Annotated in this window: 16 protein-coding genes; 8 read left to right on the top strand and 8 right to left on the bottom strand. The window is 68.2% G+C overall.

Annotation, left to right across the window (positions count from 1 at the left end; all coding sequences use genetic code 11):
• Positions 1-51: 51 nt before the first annotated feature.
• From AC5YGJ_RS16990 to AC5YGJ_RS16980, 3 genes are all read right to left on the bottom strand, one after another.
• A complete protein-coding gene (locus AC5YGJ_RS16990; RefSeq protein WP_496187208.1) occupies positions 52-1,335 on the bottom strand; it encodes an AAA family ATPase in 1,284 nt (427 codons plus the stop codon).
• Positions 1,336-1,485: 150 nt separating this feature from the next.
• The gene (locus tag AC5YGJ_RS16985; RefSeq protein ID WP_496187207.1) at positions 1,486-2,163 is read right to left on the bottom strand and encodes a hypothetical protein; all 678 of its coding nucleotides are present in this window, start codon (positions 2,161-2,163) and stop codon (positions 1,486-1,488) included.
• Positions 2,164-2,202: 39 nt separating this feature from the next.
• Positions 2,203-2,676, bottom strand: a complete 474-nt coding sequence (locus AC5YGJ_RS16980) for a hypothetical protein (protein ID WP_496187220.1) — start codon at positions 2,674-2,676, stop codon at positions 2,203-2,205.
• Positions 2,677-2,879: 203 nt separating this feature from the next.
• Here AC5YGJ_RS16980 and AC5YGJ_RS16975 point away from each other — a divergent pair, with 203 nt between their 5' ends.
• From AC5YGJ_RS16975 to AC5YGJ_RS16965, 3 genes are read left to right on the top strand one after another with little or no spacing between them, the layout of a single operon-like run.
• Entirely contained in the window at positions 2,880-5,369 is a 2,490-nt protein-coding gene (locus AC5YGJ_RS16975) for a DEAD/DEAH box helicase (RefSeq protein ID WP_496187206.1), read from the top strand.
• Entirely contained in the window at positions 5,366-6,406 is a 1,041-nt protein-coding gene (locus tag AC5YGJ_RS16970; protein WP_496187205.1) for a ribonuclease H-like domain-containing protein, read from the top strand. The genes AC5YGJ_RS16975 and AC5YGJ_RS16970 overlap by 4 nt, the downstream gene beginning before the upstream one ends.
• Positions 6,407-6,455: 49 nt before the next feature.
• Positions 6,456-6,770 carry an I78 family peptidase inhibitor gene (locus AC5YGJ_RS16965; RefSeq protein WP_249842327.1) on the top strand — a complete coding sequence of 105 codons (315 nt, stop codon included), beginning with the start codon at positions 6,456-6,458 and terminating at the stop codon, positions 6,768-6,770.
• 45 nt (positions 6,771-6,815) lie between these two features.
• Here AC5YGJ_RS16965 and AC5YGJ_RS16960 read toward each other — a convergent pair whose 3' ends face one another.
• Complete coding sequence (locus AC5YGJ_RS16960; protein WP_496187204.1) at positions 6,816-8,816, bottom strand: M56 family metallopeptidase; 2,001 nt, start codon at positions 8,814-8,816, stop codon at positions 6,816-6,818.
• 3 nt (positions 8,817-8,819) lie between these two features.
• The gene (locus AC5YGJ_RS16955; protein WP_019661969.1) at positions 8,820-9,206 is read right to left on the bottom strand and encodes a BlaI/MecI/CopY family transcriptional regulator; all 387 of its coding nucleotides are present in this window, start codon (positions 9,204-9,206) and stop codon (positions 8,820-8,822) included.
• 191 nt (positions 9,207-9,397) lie between these two features.
• Here AC5YGJ_RS16955 and AC5YGJ_RS16950 point away from each other — a divergent pair, with 191 nt between their 5' ends.
• Positions 9,398-10,465, top strand: a complete 1,068-nt coding sequence (locus AC5YGJ_RS16950) for a serine hydrolase domain-containing protein (protein WP_496187219.1) — start codon at positions 9,398-9,400, stop codon at positions 10,463-10,465.
• Positions 10,466-10,612: 147 nt separating this feature from the next.
• Here AC5YGJ_RS16950 and AC5YGJ_RS16945 read toward each other — a convergent pair whose 3' ends face one another.
• Positions 10,613-11,719: an SDR family oxidoreductase gene (locus AC5YGJ_RS16945; RefSeq protein ID WP_496187203.1), complete on the bottom strand. Its 1,107-nt coding sequence runs from the start codon at positions 11,717-11,719 to the stop codon at positions 10,613-10,615.
• A 197-nt stretch (positions 11,720-11,916) separates the two neighbouring features.
• Between AC5YGJ_RS16945 and AC5YGJ_RS16940 the strand changes: the two genes are divergently transcribed.
• Positions 11,917-12,225 carry a putative periplasmic lipoprotein gene (locus tag AC5YGJ_RS16940; RefSeq protein ID WP_309340340.1) on the top strand — a complete coding sequence of 103 codons (309 nt, stop codon included), beginning with the start codon at positions 11,917-11,919 and terminating at the stop codon, positions 12,223-12,225.
• 22 nt (positions 12,226-12,247) lie between these two features.
• Here the strand turns inward: AC5YGJ_RS16940 and AC5YGJ_RS16935 are convergent, their stop codons facing one another.
• Complete coding sequence (locus AC5YGJ_RS16935; protein ID WP_496187202.1) at positions 12,248-13,306, bottom strand: DNA topoisomerase IB; 1,059 nt, start codon at positions 13,304-13,306, stop codon at positions 12,248-12,250.
• Positions 13,307-13,418: 112 nt separating this feature from the next.
• Between AC5YGJ_RS16935 and AC5YGJ_RS16930 the strand changes: the two genes are divergently transcribed.
• From AC5YGJ_RS16930 to AC5YGJ_RS16920, 3 genes are all read left to right on the top strand, one after another.
• Positions 13,419-13,808 (top strand): I78 family peptidase inhibitor, encoded by a 390-nt coding sequence (locus AC5YGJ_RS16930; protein WP_496187201.1) that lies wholly within the window; start codon positions 13,419-13,421, stop codon positions 13,806-13,808.
• Positions 13,809-13,983: 175 nt separating this feature from the next.
• Positions 13,984-18,438, top strand: a complete 4,455-nt coding sequence (gene gltB, locus AC5YGJ_RS16925; RefSeq protein WP_496187200.1) for a glutamate synthase large subunit — start codon at positions 13,984-13,986, stop codon at positions 18,436-18,438.
• A 94-nt stretch (positions 18,439-18,532) separates the two neighbouring features.
• Positions 18,533-19,978, top strand: coding sequence for an FAD-dependent oxidoreductase (locus tag AC5YGJ_RS16920; protein WP_496187199.1), 1,446 nt, complete (start codon positions 18,533-18,535; stop codon positions 19,976-19,978).
• Here AC5YGJ_RS16920 and AC5YGJ_RS16915 read toward each other — a convergent pair.
• Entirely contained in the window at positions 19,964-22,336 is a 2,373-nt protein-coding gene (locus AC5YGJ_RS16915; RefSeq protein WP_496187218.1) for an ATP-binding protein, read from the bottom strand. The two genes, AC5YGJ_RS16920 and AC5YGJ_RS16915, sit on opposite strands and share 15 nt — an antisense overlap.
• Between the last annotated feature and the right edge of the window lie 126 nt (positions 22,337-22,462).

The raw sequence follows: 22,462 nt of genomic DNA, 5'->3' as shown, positions 1-22,462 counted from the left end.
GGTCCCGGCCGATCTCCATAGCAACCACTTCCGCCGAAGTCAGACGCTCCCTCACCAGATAGAATCAGCAACACCGGCACGCTCCCCGTTAAGCTTACTGAGCTCGACCAAACTAACGTCGGCGAACGCCTCACCTGGCCCCATGACCTCCAATCTCTCAGCTACGGAGGGGATGGTATAGAAGGGAACCACAGAAGCTGCACCATCAACTCGGCGGTGCATTAAGAACACTGACTCCCTGGCTAGATCGTCCTGCATATAATTCAAAATCATAGGACTGTGCGTGGTAAATATCACCTGCTGCCTAACCTCCACAAGGTAATCGACAAGCCTTTGAATTACTTCAGGATTTATTCCATTTTCAATTTCATCCATCAGGAGCACCTGATAGCCCTTTTGATCAGGATTTCCTATATTCCCATCCTTGCTTCTTGACGCACGAACTGCAGCACTAAGCGCCACAGTCTGAGCAACGACAGCGGAAATCCTCAGTAGTCCGTCGTTTGCATGCCGAGCATCAAGTTCTGCACCAGCCCCGAAAGATTCGCTTACGAACACCCTTTTCCAGCCGTATCTGGCAGCCCTAGCCTTAACGTCATTAACACTAGGATAGATGGATGAAATTTTCTGCAAAAATAGATTGCGTTCATCTTCAGAAAGACCATGAATGAAGGCAGCAAGGTCTTCACCACCAAGCCCAACATCCACAGCCTTCTTCGATGACTTCCTCATCGCAGCAGGATTTAGTAGCTCAAGCGACTTCATCCCACCTAGAAAGTATCGCATTAAGTAAATTACAAACCTGTATCTCTCATCAATTGAAAGATGAACCACTTTTAGCTTGTTAAAGAGCGAGCCTTCGAAGTCCGAAATTATTTCTTTCCTTAGGCCGAAGTCGCTTTTTAAAATCGCTCCATCATGCGAAAACACTACATCCTCGTTCGGGAGTGCATCATCTGCATCAACAAGGGACTTATAGCGAAGCTCCTCTCGACTGCAACGCCCTGCCAGGGGGCTATACACAGCCTTCCATATGAGTTCGCAGCGCTCCGAAAGAACGTATTTCAGCTGGAATGTGATGTTCCGTCTCTTGCTAAACTTACTAACCAAGTCAGACCTTGACCAACCACGTGCAAGAAGCCACTTCTTCACGTCCCCCGTTGCCAACTGAGAGACAAAATCTAGCGCTTGGAGAACGGTACTTTTTCCAGATCCGTTCAGTCCGATGAGACAAACAAGCTCACCCAGCTCTCCGTCTGAAGGATCAGGAAGATGGAAATCATTAAGCGCTTTGAAATTATCTATTTTAAAACTAGAAAGCATAATTTTCCCCAATCACGGATAATCCATATTGACAGTGACAGCACACGCCAGCGCCACATCCGCTACGAACACCACATGATAGCCCCGCAATACCCGATCGGGACACCCTCTAATCATTCACTTGCTTATTTTGGACTGACGCACTTGAGTGTTACTGGCATGTCACGCTGACTTTGGATTTCGCCGGTACACACCATTGAAGCGCACGTTCATGCCACCGCACTCTCCGTTGTCGGCCACGATCAGCACCTCGCCCAGCGAGTGCACGCGCACCCTGCAGGTGTCCTCGGCGAATTCCACATCGGCGCCGCGCGGCGTCGCACGCGCTTCCACCTGGCCCAGGTTCGGCCCATACGGGCGCTGCTCCGGCGTGGGATTGGCAGAGGGCCAGTAGGCGTCGCCTTCCACATGCAGTTGCCCCGCCTGCACCGAGATGCGCAGGCCGTTGTCGCCGTCCTTCCAGTCACCGGCCCAGTCCTGCAGCTTCGGCGTGGCCAACGGCAACGGCTGCAGCTTGCTGCGGTCCACCCAGCCCGCACTGCCGCCGACCTTGTTCGGGAAGAACGCGCAGCGGTAACGGCCCAGGTCGCGCCCGGTCACCACCGTATCGCCGTTGACCACGTAGCTGCGCTGGCGGCAGGCCGGTTCGCCCTTGGCGGGGCAACCGTCCATGTCGCCAAGCAGGTACAGGCGCGGTGCATCGACCACCCGCGCCAGCGCGAACCGGCTTTGATCAGAGGGGAAGGCGCCGTTGCGGCAGCTGCCGTCATCGGCAATGTCCGAAGCGAAGGCGGAGGCCGGCAGTAGCGCGGCCAGCAGGCAGAACGTACGCAGGTACATGGCAGTCACATCCATGGGGACGCCGGCAGGATAACCGGGCTATCGGGATGGCGGCGCGGCGCAACCCTCCTGCGCCTGACAGAACTGCAGCGCGCGACGCTGTTGCTCGACACTCAGTTCCGGTGGCGGCCGTGCAATGGCCGACTGGATCTGGTCCGGCCCGCCGGTGAGCTTGTTCAACCCCCGGCCCGCCGCCAGCACGCCCTTGACCACGCCCATCATGATGTAGCCACCGCCCAGGCTGACCTGCTCTGGCGACGGCGGCTCGCTCCAGTCACGGCTGAAGCGGTTGTCGCCGAACTTCACCGGGTTCTTGAAGCGGTACAGGTCCAGCGGTTCGTCGTCGGGCTTGAGCGCACGCACTTCGCCGAGGGTGGTTACACTATCCTGCGGCAGGGCGGCAGCTGCCGGCGCGGGTGGGGCCTGGGGCGCATCCTGTTGCGCCTGCGCAATGCCGGCCAGCAACAAGCTGGTCAGGAGTGCTCCCTGCGTTCCGAGTCGTGCCACCGCTATCCACCCTGTTGGTTGCGTCCTGCGGCAAGAATACGGATGCGAGCTTCAGATTTCGTTGCCGGTGCGGCGACGGTTCAGCCTGCGGAGCAGCTGCGACGCCAGCGCACTGAACGGTTCACTCCGTCCCACGCCGGTGTCTCACATCCTGAGACGTGGATGTGGTGCCATGTGACCCCTCGCAAACCGTCCCGGCTCCACCTTCCATGGCTTATGAACTCGCCAAGCGCACCGCCGATGCGGAGCAGAAGCTCGCCACCCGCGACGGCCTGCCCGCCCGCGACGGTGCGCTGCTCAGTGCGCGCCTGCAGCGCCGCTACCAGGACCGCATCACCGGCAGCTTCGCCATTCCGGGCCGCGAAGGCCGCTACGCGCCCATTCCGGAGTCGGTGCCGCCGGCACTGGCCGCCGCGCTGAAGGCGCGCGGCATCGAGCAGCTCTACAGCCACCAGGCCGAGGCCTGGGAGGCCAGCCAGCGCGGCGAGCACGTGGCCATCGTCACCCCCACCGCCAGCGGCAAGTCGCTGTGCTACACCCTGCCGGTGGTCAGCGCGGCGATGCAGGACAAGGCCAAGGCGCTGTACCTGTTCCCGACCAAGGCGCTGGCCCAGGACCAGGTGGCCGAACTGCTGGAACTCAACCGCGCCGGCGATCTGGGCGTAAAGGCTTTCACCTTCGACGGCGACACCCCCGGCGATGCGCGCCAGGCCATCCGGCTGCATGGCGACATCGTGGTGTCCAACCCGGACATGCTGCACCAGGCCATCCTGCCCCACCACACCAAGTGGGCGCAGTTCTTCGAGAACCTGCGCTACATCGTCATCGACGAAGTGCATACCTACCGCGGTGTGTTCGGCAGCCATGTCACCAACGTGCTGCGCCGGCTCAAGCGCATCTGCGCGTTCTACGGCGTGCAACCGCAGTTCATCCTGTGCTCGGCCACCATCGGCAACCCGCAGGCACATGCCGAAGCGCTGATCGAGGCGCCGGTCACCGCCATCACCGAATCCGGCGCGCCCAGTGGGCCCAAGCAGGTGCTGCTGTGGAACCCGCCGGTGATCAACCCGGACCTGGGCCTGCGCGCGTCGGCGCGTTCACAGAGCAACCGCATCGCGCGCATCGCGATCAAATCCGGGCTGAAGACGCTGGTGTTCGCACAGACCCGGCTGATGGTGGAAGTGCTGACCAAGTACCTGAAGGACATCTTCGACCACGACCCGCGCAAGCCACCGCGCATCCGCGCCTACCGCGGCGGCTACCTGCCCACCGAACGCCGCGAGACCGAACGGGCGATGCGTGCCGGCAACATCGACGGCATCGTCAGCACCTCGGCGCTGGAACTGGGCGTGGATATCGGCAGCCTGGACGTGGTGATCCTCAATGGCTACCCCGGCAGCGTGGCCGCCACCTGGCAGCGCTTCGGCCGCGCCGGCCGCCGCCAGCAGCCCGCGCTGGGCGTCATGGTGGCCAGCTCGCAACCGCTGGACCAGTACGTGGTGCGCCATCCGGATTTCTTCGCCGAGGCCTCGCCCGAACACGCGCGCATCGCGCCGGACCAGCCGTTGATCCTGTTCGACCACATCCGCTGCGCAGCGTTCGAGCTGCCGTTCCGGGTCGGCGATGGCTTCGGCCCGATCGATCCGGAAGTATTCCTGGAGGCGCTGGCCGAGACCGAAGTGATTCACCGCGAGGGCGAGCGCTGGGAATGGATCGCCGACAGCTATCCGGCCAATGCGGTCAGCCTGCGCGCGGTTGCCGATGGCAACTTCGTGGTGGTCGACCGCAGCGATGGCCGCCAGCAGATCATCGCCGAAGTGGATTACTCCGCCGCCGCACTCACCCTGTACGAAGGGGCGATCCACATGGTGCAGTCCACCCCGTACCAGGTGGAGACGCTGGACTGGGACGGGCGCAAGGCCTACGTCACCCGCACCCACGTGGACTACTACACCGACAGCATCGACTTCACCAAGCTCAAGGTGCTGGACCGTTTCGACGGCGGCGTGGCCGGCCGTGGCGATTCGCACCATGGCGAAGTGCACGTGGTGCGCCGCGTGGCCGGCTACAAGAAGATCCGCTACTACACCCACGAGAACATCGGTTACGGCCCGGTCAACCTGCCCGACCAGGAACTGCATACCACTGCGGTGTGGTGGCAGCTGCCGCAGGCGTTGCTGCTGCGCGCGTTCGCCAGCAAGCAGGATGCGCTGGATGGTTTTCTGGGCGCAGCGTATGCGCTGCACATCGTCGCCACCGTGGCGGTGATGGCCGATGCGCGCGACCTGCAGAAGTCAGTGGGCAACGGCGATGGTGCATGGTTTGCGATCGCCGACCAGAGCGGTCGTGGCCAACTGCGTGGCAGCAATGGCGATCCCGGCGTGGTCGAGCTGCTGCAGGAATTCGTGCCCACCGTGTACCTGTACGACAACTTCCCCGGCGGCGTCGGCCTCAGCGAGCCGCTGTGGCAGCGCCAGGCCGAACTGGTGCAGCGCGCGCGCGAACTGGTGCAGCGCTGCGACTGCAAGGCCGGCTGCCCGGCCTGCGTCGGCCCGGTGCTGGCCGCGCAGGAAGAGGATGAAACCTCACCGCGCGCACTGGCGTTGCGCGTGCTGGACCTGTTCGATGCGCAGGCCTGCCAGCACGTACCCGATGTGGTGATGACCACGCGCGACCCGATGGAGCTGCTGGCACCGTGAGCCTGAGCCTGGACAAGCTGCGCCTGCTGCGCAGGCAGGCCGGCGACCCGAAGGCGAGCACGCCGCCCGCGCCCGAGCTGCCGCCCGCAGCACCGGCCCCGGTGGCCGCCAACGATGCACGACAGCCACCGGCTGAGCGTTCGGTATTCGCCTGGGTCGAGCAGGAGATCCGCCACAAGCCGACCGGCGCTGCGGCTGCACCGTCGGCTCCCGCACCGCTGCGTCGGCCCGAGGTGGGCAGCCTGCATCGCCTGCTCGGCCTGCGCACACGCGGTGGTACCGCCCCGGCACGCGCCAGCGCGCAGGATCGGCAACTGCCTGGCGAAGAAATCGCACCGGGCCTGTTCCTGATCGAGTCGCTCCAGCCGCAGCCGATTCCGGCGCAGCCGCTGTCGCTGGATTTCGCCCGTCGCGAAGGCCAGCACGTGGCCGCGCGCGACCTGCTGTTCTTCGATACCGAAACCACCGGCCTGGCCGGTGGCACCGGCACCCGCGCCTTCATGATCGGCGCCGCCGACTGGCATGCCTGCCCGCAACGCGGCGAAGGCCTGCGCATCCGCCAGCTGCTGATGTCCACGATGGCCGCCGAGGACGGGATGCTGGCCACCTTCGCCAGCTGGCTGCATCCGTCCACCGTGTTGTGCAGCTACAACGGCCGCAGCTACGATGCGCCGCTACTGAAGGCCCGGTACCGGCTGGCCCGGCAGCGCGATCCGATCACCGCGCTGGATCACGTCGACCTGCTCTACCCCACCCGCCGCCGTTATCGCGGCAGTTGGCAGAACTGCAAGCTGTCCACCATCGAGCGCCAGCTGCTGCGCGTGGTGCGCGAGGACGACCTGCCGGGGTCGGAAGCCCCGAGCGCATGGCTGCGCTTCCTGCGTGGCGGCGACGCGGTGAACCTGCGCCGGGTAGCCGAGCACAACCACCAGGACGTGGTGACCCTGGCCCTGCTGCTGCAGCGGCTGGTGCGCGAGGAGCAGCGCGAGCGCGAGACGCTGGCGCTGGTGCAGCCGCAGGGCGTTGACATGCCCTGACGGTGGCAGCGGTGACACTGCCGCCACCATCCACGCCTGGAGCCCGACGATGCGCCTCACTTCCCTGGTCCTGCTGGCCCTGCTGCCACTGGCCGCGTGCAGCCACGCCGGCAGCAGCGGCGCCCACGATTCCACCCCGCCGCCGGTGGCCGACGCTGCGCACGAATGCAAGCCGGAGACGCTCGAGGCCTTCACCGGCAAGACCGCCGACGAGGCCACCGTCAAGCAGCTGGTAAGCGCCAGCGGCGCGCGCAATGCGCGGGTGGTCAAGCCGGGCATGGCGGTCACCATGGACTTCCGCCAGGACCGGGTGACCGTGCAGGTGGACGCGCAGAACAGGATCGAGCGCGCCAGCTGCGGTTGATATCCCGCTGGGTAGCGCCGGGCCATGCCCGGCGCTACCGCCGTTTCAGAGGCGTTCGGCCTTGCCGCTGGCCAGGGCGCGCGCGATCACCTGCTGCGCCTGCTGTGATGCCTGCGTATGCAGGCGTGCCTGGCGTTCGCCCAGCGCGGCCTGCTGGCTGCCCAGCGCCGCCTGGCGGCTGGCCAGATCGGCCTGCTGGCTGGCCAGCCGGCTCATGTCGCGGGTACGGGTGGACTGCGCGGCCTCGCTGCGGGCTTCCTGCATCGCACGACGCGCTTCGGCGGCGGCCTCGCGCGCGGCCTCGCGTGCAACGGCCGCATCGTTGGTCGCGCCGCGTGCCGCCTTTGCCGCTTCCGCCGCCGCTTCGCGATTGATGTCGTGCGCACTCATCGCACTGCGCGCAGCCTCAGCGGCGGCCATCGCCATCCGGCGCGCCTCCTCGCCCTGCATCCGGCCCATCTCGCCCAGCTGCTGGCCGAGCTCGCTCTGCTGGCGCCCCAGCGCACTCTGCTGGCGGCCCAGTTCGCTCTGCTGGCGCCCCAGGTCCGCCGCACCGGCATAGGCGCGCTGCAACGACTGGATCAGCATCGGGTCGCGCACGATATAGCGCTTGTCACCCTGGCGGAACCACAGTGCCGGGCCCTTGCCGAGCTGCTTGCGTGCCAGCTTCACATCGTCGATGCCGCCGTTGGCGAAGGTCGAATCTCCATCCACCAGCACGAACGCCTGCGACGGGGACTGGCCCAGATCCAGGCGGCCGTAGGTGGTGATGGACGACATGCGCGAGGTCGTGCGGCCAGCGTCCATGCCGGTATCGACATCCACATCGGCATCGACATCGACCGCCACATCCGCGTCATCGGGGCCGGAGACCTCTTCGGCGCCGGCAGGTGCGACCGGCGGCGCTGGCGCAACCGGAACGGCCGGCAAGCGCGCGGAGGACGGCGGCGCCGGCGGTGCCTTGGGCGCCTTCGGCGGCAGCGGCGGTGCTGCGGGCGGCGCCGCGGGCGGGGCGGGTGGTGCCGGCGGCACCGGCGCGGCCACCAGCCGCATCGGCGCCACGCCCACCACCACCACGGCGGCGGTCAACGCCATCGCCAGCAGGCGCGGGCAGGCCCTGCGCGGCTGCAGCGAAAGCAGGCGGCGTTTGAGGCTGGTGGTGCTCGGTGCGGCGCTGGCCACACCCAGGTGCGGCTGCGGTGCCACGCCCAGCTGCAGCAGCAGGCGGCCATAGGCCTGGCGGCTGGCGCCGTGCTGGCCGACCACCGCCGCATCCACCGCTTCCTCGCGGGCCTGGGCGTATTCACGCACCGACAGGCGCAGCAGCGGGTGGAAGAAGAACAGGTGCTGGGCCAGTGCGGGCAACAGGCCCCACTGCAGGTCACGACGCTGCAGGTGCTGCAGTTCGTGGGTCAGCGCCAGGTCCAGCGCGTCACCCTGCAGGGCGTTGTCGCCGGCCGGCAGCAGCAGCACCGGGCGGAACGGCCCGACCAGCTGCGGCGAGTCCACCTGCGTGCTCATCCACAGACGCGGTGCCGGGCGCACGCCGTGCGCATCGGAGGCCAGCTGCAGCGCCTGCACCAGCGCCTCGTCCTGGCAGGGATAAGCTGCGGCGAGCAACGCGCGGCAGCGGCGCCACTCACCGAAGGTACGCAGCGCCATCAGCAGCACACCAGAAGCCCACAGCGCGGCCAGGGCAACCGCCCACCACGCCACCGCCGGCACGTCGGCGGCCGGCATCGGCATCGCGGCCAGCAGCTGCGCCGAGGCCTCCGGGGCCAGCGGATGCAACGTCTCGGTCATCACTTCGGTGGCGGTCATCGCCACGGCCTGCGGGGCCGGCAGCCAGGCCAGCTGCAACGGCTGGCTCCAGAACAGGCCCACAACCGCCTGCAGCGAGACCAGCCACCACAGGCGGCAGCGGGTGGCCGCCGACAGCGACGGCAGCACGCGGCACAGGCCATACACCAGCGCCACCAGCAGCACGGTCTGCAGGCTGGTCCAGCCCAGCCGCTCCAACATCGGGATCAGCATCGTGGTGTCCATGGCTCAGCCCTCGTGGCGGCGCGATTGGAGTTGGGCGACCAGCGCTTCCAGTTCGGCCAGCTCGTTGTCGCTGACCTGCTGGCGCTGCGACAGATAGGCCACGAACGGCGACACCGAGCCTTGCAGGGTGTTGTCGACGAACTGGGCCACGGCGCCCTGCAGCACGCTCTGCGGGCCGCGGGTGGCCTGGTAGCGGTAGACACCGTCCTGCTGCCTGCGCTGAAGATACCCCTTCGCCCGCAGGCGCTCCATCATGGTCAGCACGGTGGAACGGGCCAGGCCCCGGGCCTCGCCGTAGCCACTGGCGACCTCGCCGACGCTGGCCGGCGCATGTTCATCGATGTACTGCAGCAGGGCCAGTTCCTGGTCCCCGATCGTCTTGCCACGCATGACACCACTCCCTTGACTACACGTGTCGCCACTGTCGGCGTGACGACAACTGTAGTCAACCCCCCGGAAGTCATGGGCCGACGAACGGTAGGGGGCAGCCCGGCACTAAACCATCTGCCCGTTGTGCGCATCCCACCCTGCACATCACTCCGGAGCACCGCATGTACCGACCTACGTTGCCCTTGCTGCTGCTGTTGCTGGCCGCCCTGCCGGTGGCTGCCACTGCGGCACCGCTCGACACCGCCAACGAGCAGACCCGCCGGCTGATCCGCCAGACCATGCAGGACGAGCGCATTCCCGGCCTGCAGGTGGCCGTGGTCAAGGACGGGCAGGTTGTGCTTTCCGAGGCCTTTGGCCTGGCCAATGTCGAGAACGGCGTTGCCGCCTCGCGCGACACCCGCTTCCCGCTGAACTCGGCCACCAAGGCCTTTACCGGCGTGGCGGCCGCACAGTTGGCGCAGCAGGGCAGGCTGGACCTGGATGCACCGTTGTCGCGCTATCTCGACGCCCTGCCACAGCCCTGGCAGAGCGTACGTGTGCGCCAGCTGCTGGCGCACACCTCGGGCCTGCCGGACATCCTTGATGCGCAGGGGCTGGTGGGCGGTGGCACCGAGGCGCAGGCCTGGCAGGCCGTGACCGCGCGGCCGATGGACGCCGCTCCCGGCCAGCGCTTCGCCTACAACCAGACCAACTACCTGCTGCTGGCGCGGATCATCGCGCGGCAATCGGGCATGCCCTACGAGCGCTTCCTCGCCGGCAGCCAGTTCGGCATCGCCGGCATGTCCCGCACCACCTTCGGCGACAGCTACGACCTGGTACCCGATATGGCGACGATGTACAGCCTCGCCCCGCGCATGACCGAAGCGGTCGACACGCCACCACGGCTGTCGCACTGGTTCTACGACGTTCCGCCTTCGCTGTGGGCCGGTGGCGGCATCCTCACCACCGCCGATGACACGGCACGCTGGTTGGCCGCACTCACCGACGGCCGCCTGCTGGGTGAGCCTGCGCGCGCGCGCATGTGGACAGCCGAGCCCCTTGCCGACGGTCGCGCCGGCCCCTGGGGCAGCGGCTGGCCGGTGCTGCAGACGGTGCCGGACCGCCAGGTGGCCAGCATCGGCGGCGCGCGCTCGGCTTTCATCGTCTACCCCGACCGCGGTGTGGCAGTGGTGGTACTGACCAACCTGGTCGGTGCCAACCCGCAGCGGTTCATTCCGCGCATCGCCGATCTTTATGCGCCTGCTGCAACAGCGCCCTGAACATCTGCAGGCACGCGTGCCCGGTCGGCCACCCCAGCCACATGCAGCACCCGTGTGTGCGGCAGCTCCAGCGCAGGGCGCTGGGCAATGGCGCAGAACGCGCGCGCCGAGGATCGCTGCCGGCCAGTGACCGGCTCTACCGTCGGCTCAGCCCCGCGGGCCGCCCATCACCGGCAGGATCACCCCGCTGATGTAGCTGGCGCAGGCGGGCGAGGCCAGGAACACGTACGCCGGTGACAGCTCTTCCGGCTGCGCGGGCCGGCCCATGTCGCTGTCCTTGCCGAACTCGGCCACGTCCTGCGCCTGCTTGTCGGCGGGGTTCAACGGGGTCCACACAGGACCCGGCGCCACGCAGTTGACCCGGATGCCACGCGGCAGCAGCTGGCTGGCCAGTGCCTTGGTGAACGCATGGATCGCGCCCTTGGTGGCCGAGTAGTCGATCAGCGCCTTGCTGCCGAACAGCCCGGTCTCCGAGCCGGTGTTGATGATGCTGGCGCCCTCGCCCAGATGCGGCAGCACCGCGCGCGCCATCTGGATGTAGCCGCCGATGTTGGTCTGCAGCGTTTCCTGCAGGTGGGCGTCCTCCAGGTCCTCCAGGCGCTGGCAATGCAGCTGGAAGGCCGCATTGTTGACCAGGATGTCGATGCCGCCGAACGCCTTGGCCACCTGCTTCACTGCCTTGTTGCAGAAGCGCGGATCGCGCACGTCGCCGGCAATCACCACGCAGCGGCCACCTTCGCGCTCTACATGCTGGCGGGTGATGTCGGCATCTTCGGCTTCATCCAGATGCAGCACGGCCACGTCCGCACCCTCGCGTGCGAACAGCACGGCCACCGCGCGGCCGATACCGGAATCGCCCCCGGTGATGATCGCGCGCATGCCCTGCAGCTTGCCGCTTCCAGCGTAGTCCGGCGCGAGGAAGCGTGGCGCCAGCTCAAGTTCGTGTTCATGCCCGGGCTTGGTCAGCTGCTGGGCGGGCATGACCTCAGGTTGCCTGCGCGCACCGGCCTGGGTGGCGGTCTTCTTCGTTGCCTTCTTCGCGGCGCGCGCGTCCTTGGCCTTCTCCTGATCCTGCAGGCGCCGCTGCCGCGAAGCCACGCGTGCCGCGCGCGGGTCGCTGGCGGCCGCCTTGCGGGTAGCGGTTTTCACCACGCGCGGGCGATCGTTGTCGGCAACCGCCTTCGTCACGGTGCTGCCTTTGCGCACCTTGGGCGTGGCTTTGCGGCGCGCGGGGGTCTTCTTGGTGGTGGCCATGCAGGTCTCCTCGGGAGGGGAAAAGGAACGGCCGGCCAGCGGCCGGCACTACCGGGGGCGGCATCCGCCGCACCTGCAGTGTCCCTACCCGGGTCATCGGCGGCAGTGAGCGCACCGTGTCCAGCATGTGCACGGCATTCATTCCGCCACCACGCGCGTCGTCGCACCCTGCACGCAATCACACGAGGAACGCCCGAATGAAACATGCCATCGCCACCGCCGCCGTCTGCTTCGCCCTCGCCGCCTGCAGCAGCACGCCGATGGCACAGGTTCAACCCATCGACGGGGTCATTTCCGGCCAGTGCCACAGCGACAGAGTGCGCGGTGCGGTGGGCCTGGCTGCGTCGGCTGCCACCGTTGAACGCGCGCGCGTGGACAGCGACAGCCTGCACGTGCAGGTACTGCGCCACGACGGCCCGCGCGTGCCGCCGGCCAGCGAAGGCGGCGACCGCCTGACCATCGAGAAGGGCCGTACCAACAACATCACGGCGATCTACTGCGGATAACTGCCGTCGAGCAGGCTCGACGCTACGTCGTGGCGCTGCGCTTGGCCAGGCGGCGCGCGCGGCGCAGCACTTTCAACGTGGCCTGCTCCCACTGGCGCGGCCCGCGCAGGCCCGCCAGCTTCGCCAGTTCGCCGCGTTCCCAGCCGACGAACACACAGGGGTCGATGTAGGCCTTGCGGCACACCGCCGGGGTATTGCCCAGCAGCGCTGCCACCTCGCACACCACCGCGCGCTGCGCCTGGGCCAGCGCGCGCTGGCTGGCCGGCTCCGGCAGCTCGGTGGCGGCCAACGCCTGCACCGCGGCCACGGTGCCGCCCCAGGTGCGGAAATCCTTGGCGGTGAAGTCCTCGCCCATCACCTCGCGCAGGTAATCGTTGACCGCACCGGAATCGACCGGCTGGATGACACCGTCGTCGTCGCGGTACTGGAACAGGGCCTGGCCAGGCAGCTGCTGCACGCCGCGCACCAGCGTGCCCAGCCGGCGGTCACCGACCGTCACTTCATGCAGCTGCCCGGATTTGCCGCGGAAGCGCATGCGCACGCGCCCGCCACGCAGCAGGTCCAGATGCCGGTTGCGCAGCGTGGTCAGGCCAAAGGATTTGTTTTCCCTGGCATAGGTTTCATTGCCTACCCGCACCAGGGTGTCGGCCAGCAGCGCGACTACCACCGCCAGCACTTTTTCGCGCGGGAAGCCGCTGCGCTTGAGATCGCGGCCGAGCCGGCGCCGCAGCCCGGGCAACGCTTCGCCAAAGGCGATCACCCGGTCGAACTTGCCGGCGTCGCGTACCGCGGCCCAGTCAGCGTGGTAGCGATACTGCTTGCGCCCGCGCGCGTCGCGGCCGGTAGCCTGCAGATGGCCATTGGCCTGTGCGCAGATCCACACCGCGGTGTAGGCCGGTGGAATGGCCAGCGCACGGATCCGCTGCAGGGTGGCGGCATCGCGCACGGCATGCCCGTCGGCGTCGCGGTAGGCGAAACCCTTGCCGGCGCGGCGGCGGCTGAAGCCGGGCTGGGTGTCATCGACATAGCGCAGGCCGGCGGCGCGCGCGGCCTGTTGTTCGGGGGTGGGGGGCGTTGCCATGCCGGCCAGTGTCGCGGCTGCGGCGCAGTGATCCTGTCGATAACGCAAGACAAACACGTGAGGGTCGGTTCGCCGCTATGCTCGGGCTTTCACAAGCCCTTCCGGAGTCATGATGTCGTTTCCGATTCGCGCCCGTTCGCTCTCCGCCCTGTTGCTGCCGGCCGTGCTGGCCCTGACCGCCTGCCAGGCGCCGGCACTGGATGAACAGGATTCGGCCACGGCCCATGCGCAGCAGGCCGCCGAGGCCGCCAAGGCCCCCGCCGACGAAGCGGGCAAGGCCACCGAGGCACCGCCGGTCGGCAGCTGCGACGCCAGCCAGGTGCAGAGCCTGGTCGGCCAGGCCTACACCGATGCGCTGGGCAAGCAGGCCCAGGAAGATGCCGGCGCCAGCCAGGTGCGCGTGCTCAAGCCCAGCGATGTGGCCACGATGGAGTTCCTGGGCGACCGCCTGAACATCGAAGTGGACGCCAAGGACCAGGTCAGCGGCGTGCGCTGCGGCTGAGTTCGACCCCGCGCCGGCACAGGGTTGCCGGCGCTTTCCGTTGCACCTGCAACCGTGTATTGCGGCGTTGCAGCAACCTGTGATCTAGTCGAGGCATCCGGTGGCCTCACGATGCGCTCCAGGGATTGGGCGGGCTTGAGTGTCCCCGTTCAATTCTTCCCGCATCGAGGTAGAGATGGCCCCCCGCAACCGCCAAGGGCTTTACGACCCGCGCTCCGAGCGCGATGCCTGTGGATTCGGCATGGTCGCCCAGCTCGACGATCAACCCTCACGCCTGTTGGTTGATACCGCCATTGCCGCGCTTTCGCGCATGACCCACCGTGGTGGCGTGGCCGCCGATGGCCTGACCGGCGATGGCTGCGGCCTGCTGCTGCGTCGCCCCGATGCGTTCCTGAAACTGCTGGCCAGCGAGGCCGGCATCACCGTCGGCGCGCGTTTTGCCGCCGGCCTGGTGTTCCTGCCGCACGCGGACGAGGCCGCGCAGGCCTGCCGCGTGCAGCTGCAGGCACAGGTGGAAGCGGTGGGCTGCAAGGTCGCCGGCTGGCGCGAGGTGCCCACCGACGACAGCGTCTGCGGCCAGCTGGCACGCGACACGCTGCCACGCATCGAACAGGTGTTCGTCGATGCCGGTATCGGCCAGGACGACGCCGGCTTCGCGCTGGCCCTGTTCCTGGCCCGCCGCCGCAGCGAACAGCAGCTGCGCGAGCACGCCGATTTCTACGTCACCACCCTCACCCCGGATGCGATCAGCTACAAGGGCATGGTGCTGCCGGACAAGCTCAGCCGCTTCTTCCCGGACCTGCAGCGCCGCGAACTGGCCTCCAGCGCGATCGTGTTCCACCAGCGTTTTTCCACCAACACGCTGCCGCGCTGGCCGCTGGCGCACCCGTTCCGCATGCTGGCCCACAATGGCGAGATCAACACCATCGAGGGCAACCGGCGCTGGGCGCAGGCGCGCAGCAAGGTGTGGAAGACCCCGCGCTTTGACATCGCCGAATTCGACCCGGTGATCTCCATGCACGGTTCGGACTCGCAGAGCCTGGACAACATGCTGGAGCTGATGGTCGCCGGTGGCATGGAACTGATCCAGGCGCTGCGCATCCTGGTGCCGCCGGCCACCCAGTCGCTGGAGTTCAAGGATCCGGACCTGGCCGCGTTCTACGAATTCCATGGCCTCAACAGCGAGCCGTGGGACGGCCCGGCCGGCATCGTCGCCTGCGACAGCCGCTACGCCGTGTGCACCCTGGACCGCAACGGCCTGCGCCCGGCGCGCTGGATGCTGACCGCTGACCGCCACTTCCTGGTCGCCTCCGAAGCGGGCGTGTGGGAAGTGCCGACCGAGCGCGTGGTGCGCAAGGGCAAGCTCGGCCCCGGCGAGATGGTGGCCATCGATCTCAAGCGCGGCGATCTGCTCGACTCCGACGCCGTGGACCGCATCAATCGTGGCCGCGCGCCGTACAAGCAGTGGCTGCAGCAGGGCGTGACCTACCTGCAGACCGAACTGATCGATCCCTCGCTGGTGGAAGAGCCGTTCGACGAAGGCACGCTGCGCAGCTACCACAAGCTGTACCAGCTCAGCAGCGAAGAGGTGGAGCAGGTGCTGCGGCCGCTGGCCGAGACCGAGCAGGAGGCCACCGGCTCGATGGGCGATGACACGCCGATGGCCGTCCTCAGCCAGCGCAGCCGCCCGCTCTACGACTATTTCCGCCAGGCGTTCGCGCAGGTCACCAACCCGCCGATCGATCCGCTGCGCGAAGACTGTGCGATGTCCCTGTCCACCCAGCTCGGCAAGGAGACCAACATATTCCATGCCGGCCCGGAGACGGTGAACCACGTCATCCTCAATTCGCCGGTACTGAGCCAGCGCAAGCTGCGCCAGCTGCTGAAGATGGACCAGTACGTGCAGGCCAACCGCCTGCTCGATCTGTCCTACAGCGAAGACGAAGGCCTGCGTGCCGGCATCGAGCGCATCTGCGCCGAAGCCGAACAGGCCGCGCGCGAGGGCATGGTGATGCTGCTGCTGTCCGACCGCTACCCGGTGGCCGGGCGGCCGATGGTGCATGCGCTGCTGGCCACCAGCGCCATCCATCACCACCTCTCGCGGCTGGGCCTGCGCTGCGACGTCAACCTGATCGTCGAGACCGGCACCGCGCGCGACCCGCACCACATGGCCTGCCTGCTCGGCTTCGGCGCCACGGCGGTGTATCCGTACCTGGCCTACCAGACCCTGTTCGACCTGGGCCGGCGCGGCATCCTCAAGCTCAGCAAGGGCGGTGAGCAGTCGCAGATCGGCCGCCGCTACCGCAAGGGCGTCTACAAGGGTCTGTCGAAGATCATCTCGAAGATGGGCATCTGCACCGTGGCCAGCTACCGCGGTGCGCAGCTGTTCGAGATCATCGGCCTGGAGCCGGAGGTGGTCGAGCTGTGCTTCCCGGATACCGCTTCGCGCATCGGCGGTGCCGGCTTCGCGCGCCTGGATGCCGACGCGCGCGAGCTGTGTGCGCAGGCCTGGGACGCACAGCAGGACGTGGATGTCGGTGGCCTGCTGAAGTACGTGCACGGCGGCGAGTACCACATGTACAACCCGGACGTGGTGACCACCCTGCAGCGCGCAGCGCGCAGCGGCGACCCGCGTGCCTGGCAGCAGTACTGCGATGCCGTGCACGCGCGGCCGCCGTCGGCACTGCGCGACCTGCTGGAACTGGTGCCGGCGGCCACGCCGGTGCCGCTGGACGAAGTGGCCCCGGCCAGCGCGCTGTTCCCGCGCTTCGATACCGCTGCCATCAGCTTGGGCGCCCTCTCGCCCGAGGCGCACGAAGCACTGGCCATTGCCATGAACCGCCTCGGCGGCCGCAGCAACTCCGGCGAAGGTGGCGAAGACCCGGCGCGCTACGGCACGCAGCGCCGCAGCAAGATCAAGCAGGTCGCCTCCGGCCGCTTCGGCGTCACCGCCGAATACCTGGTCAACGCCGAAGTGCTGCAGATCAAGGTCGCGCAGGGTGCCAAGCCCGGCGAGGGCGGCCAGCTGCCGGGCCACAAGGTCAATGAACTGATCGCACGCCTGCGCTACGCCCGGCCGGGCATCGGCCTGATCTCGCCGCCGCCGCACCACGACATCTATTCCATCGAAGACCTGGCGCAGCTGATCTACGACCTCAAGCAGGTCAACCCGACCGCGCTGGTGTCGGTGAAGCTGGTCAGCCATGCCGGCGTGGGTACGATCGCCGCTGGCGTGGTCAAGGCCGGCGCCGACCTGATCACCATCTCCGGCCATGACGGCGGCACCGGGGCATCGCCGGTCAGCTCCATCCGCTATGCCGGCGTGCCGTGGGAGCTGGGCGTAGCCGAAGCGCACCAGGCACTGCTTGCCAACGACCTGCGCGGGCGCACCCTGCTGCAGACCGATGGCGGCCTGAAGACCGGCCTGGACGTGGTCAAGGCCGCGCTGCTGGGTGCGGACAGCTTCGGCTTCGGCACCGCGCCGATGATCGTGCTGGGCTGCAAGTACCTGCGCATCTGCCACCTGAACAATTGCGCCACCGGCGTGGCCACCCAGGACGAGCGCCTGCGCGAGAACCACTTCACCGGGCAGCCCGAGCGCGTGGAGAACTTCTTCCGCCTGCTGGCCGAGGAAGTGCGTGGCTGGCTGTCCTACCTGGGCGCGCGTTCGCTGGAAGAGATCGTCGGCCGCACCGACCTGCTGCGGCAGATCGAGGCCGCGCCGCGCGACGGCGTGCGTGTGGACCTGTCGCGCCTGCTGGCCGACAGCCGCTACGAGGGCAGCCACTGCGCCGCGCAGCGCCTGTACGAATCACCGGACAGCCTGGCCACGCAGATGGATGGCCTGCTGGCCCCGGCCATCGAGCACAAGCGCGGCGGCGAGCATCGCTTCCTGATCCACAATACCGACCGCAGCATCGGCACCCGCCTGGCCGGTGCGGTGGCACGCGCGCACGGCAACCAGGGCATGGCCGAAGCACCGCTGGAACTGCGCTTCCGCGGCAGTGCCGGGCAGAGCTTCGGTGCCTTCAACGTCGGTGGCCTGCACCTGGAAGTGGAAGGCGAAGCCAACGACTACGTGGGCAAGGGCATGGCCGGCGGCCGCCTGGTGGTACGCCCACCGCGTGGCGCCCGCTTCGAGGCACGCAGCACCGCCATCATCGGCAACACCTGCCTGTATGGCGCCACCGGCGGCGAGCTGTTTGCCGCAGGCCGCGCCGGCGAACGCTTCGCCGTGCGCAATTCCGGCGCGCTGGCGGTGGTGGAAGGGGCCGGTGACCACTGCTGCGAGTACATGACCGACGGCGTGGTGCTGGTGCTGGGCAAGGTCGGCCTGAACTTCGGCGCCGGTTTCACCGGCGGCCTGGCCTACGTGCTGGACGTGGACCGCGATTTCGTCGACCGCTACAACCACGAGCTGATCGACATCCATCGCGTGTCCGCCGAGGGCTTCGAGAACTATCGCCAGCACCTGCACCGCCTGATCGGCCGCCACCGCGAGCTGACCGGCAGCATCTGGGCGCAGCAGATCCTAGACGAGTTCCGCGATTACATCGGCAAGTTCTGGCTGGTCAAACCCAAGGCCGCCAGCATCGAGTCGCTGACCGAAACCCTGCGCCGCGCCGCGTGACACGGCGGGGCGCCCGCAACCGGCGCCCTGGCCTCCCCACCGCTGTAGTGCCGGCCGCTGGCCGGTATCCGGAAAAAACACCACAGAGCCCGCCATGAGCCGCAAGCACGCCTTCCAGTTTCTCGACCTGCCCCGCACCATGCCGCAGCGCATTCCGGTGGAACTGCGCACCTCCGGCGACTGGGGTGAGCTGTACGGAAAGTTCGGCAAGGAAGACGCGCAGTACCAGGCCGGCCGATGCCTGGACTGCGGCAATCCGTACTGCAGCTGGAAGTGCCCAGTGCACAATGCCATTCCGCAGTGGCTGCAGCTGGTGCAGGAAAACCGCATCCACGAGGCGGCCACGCTGTGCCACAGCACCAACCCGTTGCCGGAAGTGTGTGGCCGCGTGTGCCCGCAGGACCGCTTGTGCGAAGGCAGCTGCACGCTGGAGGAGTTCGGTGCGGTCACCATCGGCGCGGTGGAGAAGTACATCGTCGATACCGCGCTGGCCACCGGCTGGCGCCCGGACCTGCAGGCGGTGCAGCCGACCGGCCACCGCGTGGCGGTGATCGGCGCCGGCCCGGCCGGGCTGGCCTGCGCCGACCGCCTGGCGCGTGCCGGCATTGCCGCGGTGGTCTATGACCGCTACGAGCAGATCGGCGGCCTGCTGCAGTTCGGCATTCCCAGCTTCAAGCTGGACAAGGACGTGATCCACCGCCGCCGCGAGGTGCTCGAAGGCATGGGCGTGCAGTTCCGCCTCGGCGTGGAAATCGGTCGCGACATCAGCATGCAACAGCTGCTGGACAGCCACGATGCGGTGTTTGTCGGCACCGGTGCGTACCGCTACACAGACGGCGGCCTGGACGGGCAGGACCTGAAGGGCGTGCTGCCGGCGCTGCCGTTCCTGGTGCAGAACAGCCGCATTGTCAGCGGCGATGATCCCAAGGGCCGGCCGATTGCCGGCTGGGAAGACACCATCGCCCTGCCCGATCTGAACGGCAAGCGCGTGGTGGTGCTGGGCGGCGGCGACACCGGCATGGACTGCGTGCGCAGTGCGGTACGGCTGGGCGCGGCCAAGGTGACCTGCGCCTACCGCCGCGACGAGGCCAACATGCCGGGCAGCGCGCGCGAGGTGGCCAATGCGCGCGAAGAAGGCGTGCGCTTCCTGTTCAACCGCCAGCCGCTGTCGATTGAAGCCGGTGCCGATGACGAAGTGATCGGCGTGACCGTGGTCGAAACGCGCTTGGGCGAACCCGATGCCAACGGCCGCCAGAACGCGGTGCCGATCGAGGGCAGCGAATCGCTGCTGGAAGCGGACGTGGTGATCATCGCCTTCGGCTTCTCGCCCACCCTGCCGTCATGGCTGGCCGAATACGGCGTGGAAAGCCAGGGCAATGGCCGCATCGTGGCCGGCGGCAAGGACCGGCTGCCGTTCCAGACCGCCCATCCGCGCCTGTTCGCCGGCGGCGACGCCGTGCGCGGCGCCGATCTGGTAGTGACGGCGGTCGCCGAAGGCCGCGATGCCGCCGCCAGCATCGTGCGGCTACTGGCGCACTGAGGCCGGCTGCAGCAGCGTGGCCAATAGCGCGTGCAGCTCCCGGGTTTCAGCCGGCTTGGCCAGGAAGTGATCAATGCCGGCGGCGCGGCAGGCCTCGCGCGTGCTCTCGAGCACACTGGCGGTCAGCGCGATGATCGGTACGCAGGCGCCATTGCCGCCGGTCTCGGCACGGATGGCGCGTGCCAGCGCGAAGCCATCCATGCCCGGCATGTGGCAATCGGTGATCACCAGATCGAACGGCTGCGCCTGCCAGGCCGCCCAGGCCTGGTGTCCGTCGGCGCAGGCCTGCACCTGCAGGCCCAGCGCACGTAGCCGCTGGGTCAGCAGCCCCAGGTTGGTGGGATGATCCTCGGCGGCCAGCACCCGTGCCGCCGGAAGTGCGCGGGCCGCCACCGCCGGCGCCGCCACCGTCTGCTGCGGTGCCGTACTGGCCGCCAGGTCCAGATCCAGCCAGACGGTGGTGCCTTCGCCCGGCACACTGCGCAGCTGCAGCTGCCCACCCATCGATGTGGCCAGTTCGCGGCAGATCGACAAGCCCAGGCCGCTGCCGCCGAAGCGGCGGGTGGTCGAGGTCTCGGCCTGTTCGAAGGCAGCGAAGACGGCGTGCTGGCGTTCGGCGCTGATGCCCACGCCACTGTCCACCACCTGCAGGCGCAGCCGCTGGCCACCGTCGCGCGGTTCGACCACCTCGATCCGCAACGTCACACCGCCGTGCAGGGTGAACTTGAGCGCGTTGCCGGCCAGGTTGAACAGGATCTGCCGCAGCCGCAGGCCGTCGGCCAGTGACCAGGCCTGCAGCGCCGGGTCCAGCTCGGTGCGCAGGTGCAGGCCACGACTGGCGGCGACGGGCATCAGCAGCTGCTGCACGCCCTGCACCAGCGCGGCCAGGTGGGTGGGACGCAGTTGCAGCGGCGCGGCCTGCAAGCGCTGGCCATGCAGCACATCGTCGAGGATCTGGCGCAGCATCTGCGCCGCATCGCCCACGGTGGCCAAGGCCTGCCGCTGGCCTTGGTCCAGCCGGCTGTCGGCCAGGCGTTCGAGCATGCCCAGCAGCGTACTCATCGGCGTGCGGATCTGGTGGCTCATGGTCGCCAGGAAATGACTCTTGGCCAGGGCCGCCTGCTCGGCGGCACGGCGCGCTTCGGCCAGTGCCACGGCACGCGACTGCGCCTCGCTGACGTCCATCCAGTAGCCACTCCATTCCACGCTGGCGTCGTCACAGCGCAGCGGCCTTCCCTGCGAGCGCACCCAACGCCAGTCCTGTGCGCCGCGGGTGCGGAACGTCACATCGATCGGGCCGCGCATCAGCGCCGCGTTCTCGATGCAATCCATTACCCGGCTGCGATCGTCGGCATGGACGGCGGCAAGCAGCTGCCTGTGGTCGATCCGCGCAGCTTCGCCGCTGACCCCGAACAGGGCCTGCACGTCGCCTGCGATCTGCGTAACGCTGTAGTGGCCGCAGGCCGTGCGGCGCGCCTGGTAGACCACCGCAGGCAGATTCGCAGTGACCTCCCGCAGCCGCTGCTCCATTGCGCGGCGGCGGACGCTTTCACGGTGCACGCGCCAGTAGCCGAAGGCGTGCAGCAGCATCAGCGCAAGCAGCACCAGCGAGGTCGGCACCAGCCAGCGCAGCGTCGAGGTGGTGCCGCGCGCGCGCGGTGGGTGCGGCAACCATGCCTGGCCGATGACTGCGCGCTGGGCGTTGCCCCGCTGTTCCAGCTGCTGGTCGAACGCGGCCACGACCCCGGCGCAGGCCGGCACTGCCGCCAGCACCAGCGCGTCATCGAAACCCGCCGGTGCCGCAATCACCAGCGGATCGCCCGGCATCGCCCGCAACGCGGCTTCGACTTCACCCAGATTGGCGATGACCGCATCGATCAATCCGGTGCGCAGCAGGGACAGGGCGTCGCCCAGCGGCGCCGGCGCCAGCAGCTGCGCGCCGGGGGCCTGTTCGGTCAGCCGTGCTGCCAGCGGCACCCGGTCCGGGCTGGCCACCGTGCGGTCGCGCAGGTCTTCCAGGCCCAGCACCACCGGCGCGCCCTGGCGACGCACGATTACCTGCGGCACCTGCAGGTAGGCCTGGCTGGCCACCCAGCCGGGCGGCAGCTGCGCGCGCGGCCAGCCCAGCACCGCCTGCACCCCTGCCGGCAGCTGCCGGTCGGCCAGCGCCGCCGCCGGCAAGGGCACCGAACGCAGCGCGACCTGCGTGCCCAGCGCCTGCAGCTGATGCGCAAGCAGCCCCGTCGGCTGCCCCTGCTCGCGCGAGGACAGCGGGGGCCGGTCCGACGGCCAGGCCACCTGCAGGGGATGCTCACAGCTGGACGCCCGCGCCTGGTCCGGCAGCATCAGCAATGCCATGACGGCGGCGACAGCGGCGGCGCGGGAGCCGACGGCATTCACGGTGGATGACCTCGTTTCGCGGGCAGGAACCACGGCCGCGCAGCGCTACCGCTGTCCTTCACGCTAGCGGGGTGACGTCCAACC

It is taken from the genome of Stenotrophomonas sp. CS3K5 (assembly GCF_059515225.1).
The sequence above is the reverse complement of the archived record's forward strand: the minus strand, read 5'-3'. Positions and strand labels throughout refer to the sequence as shown.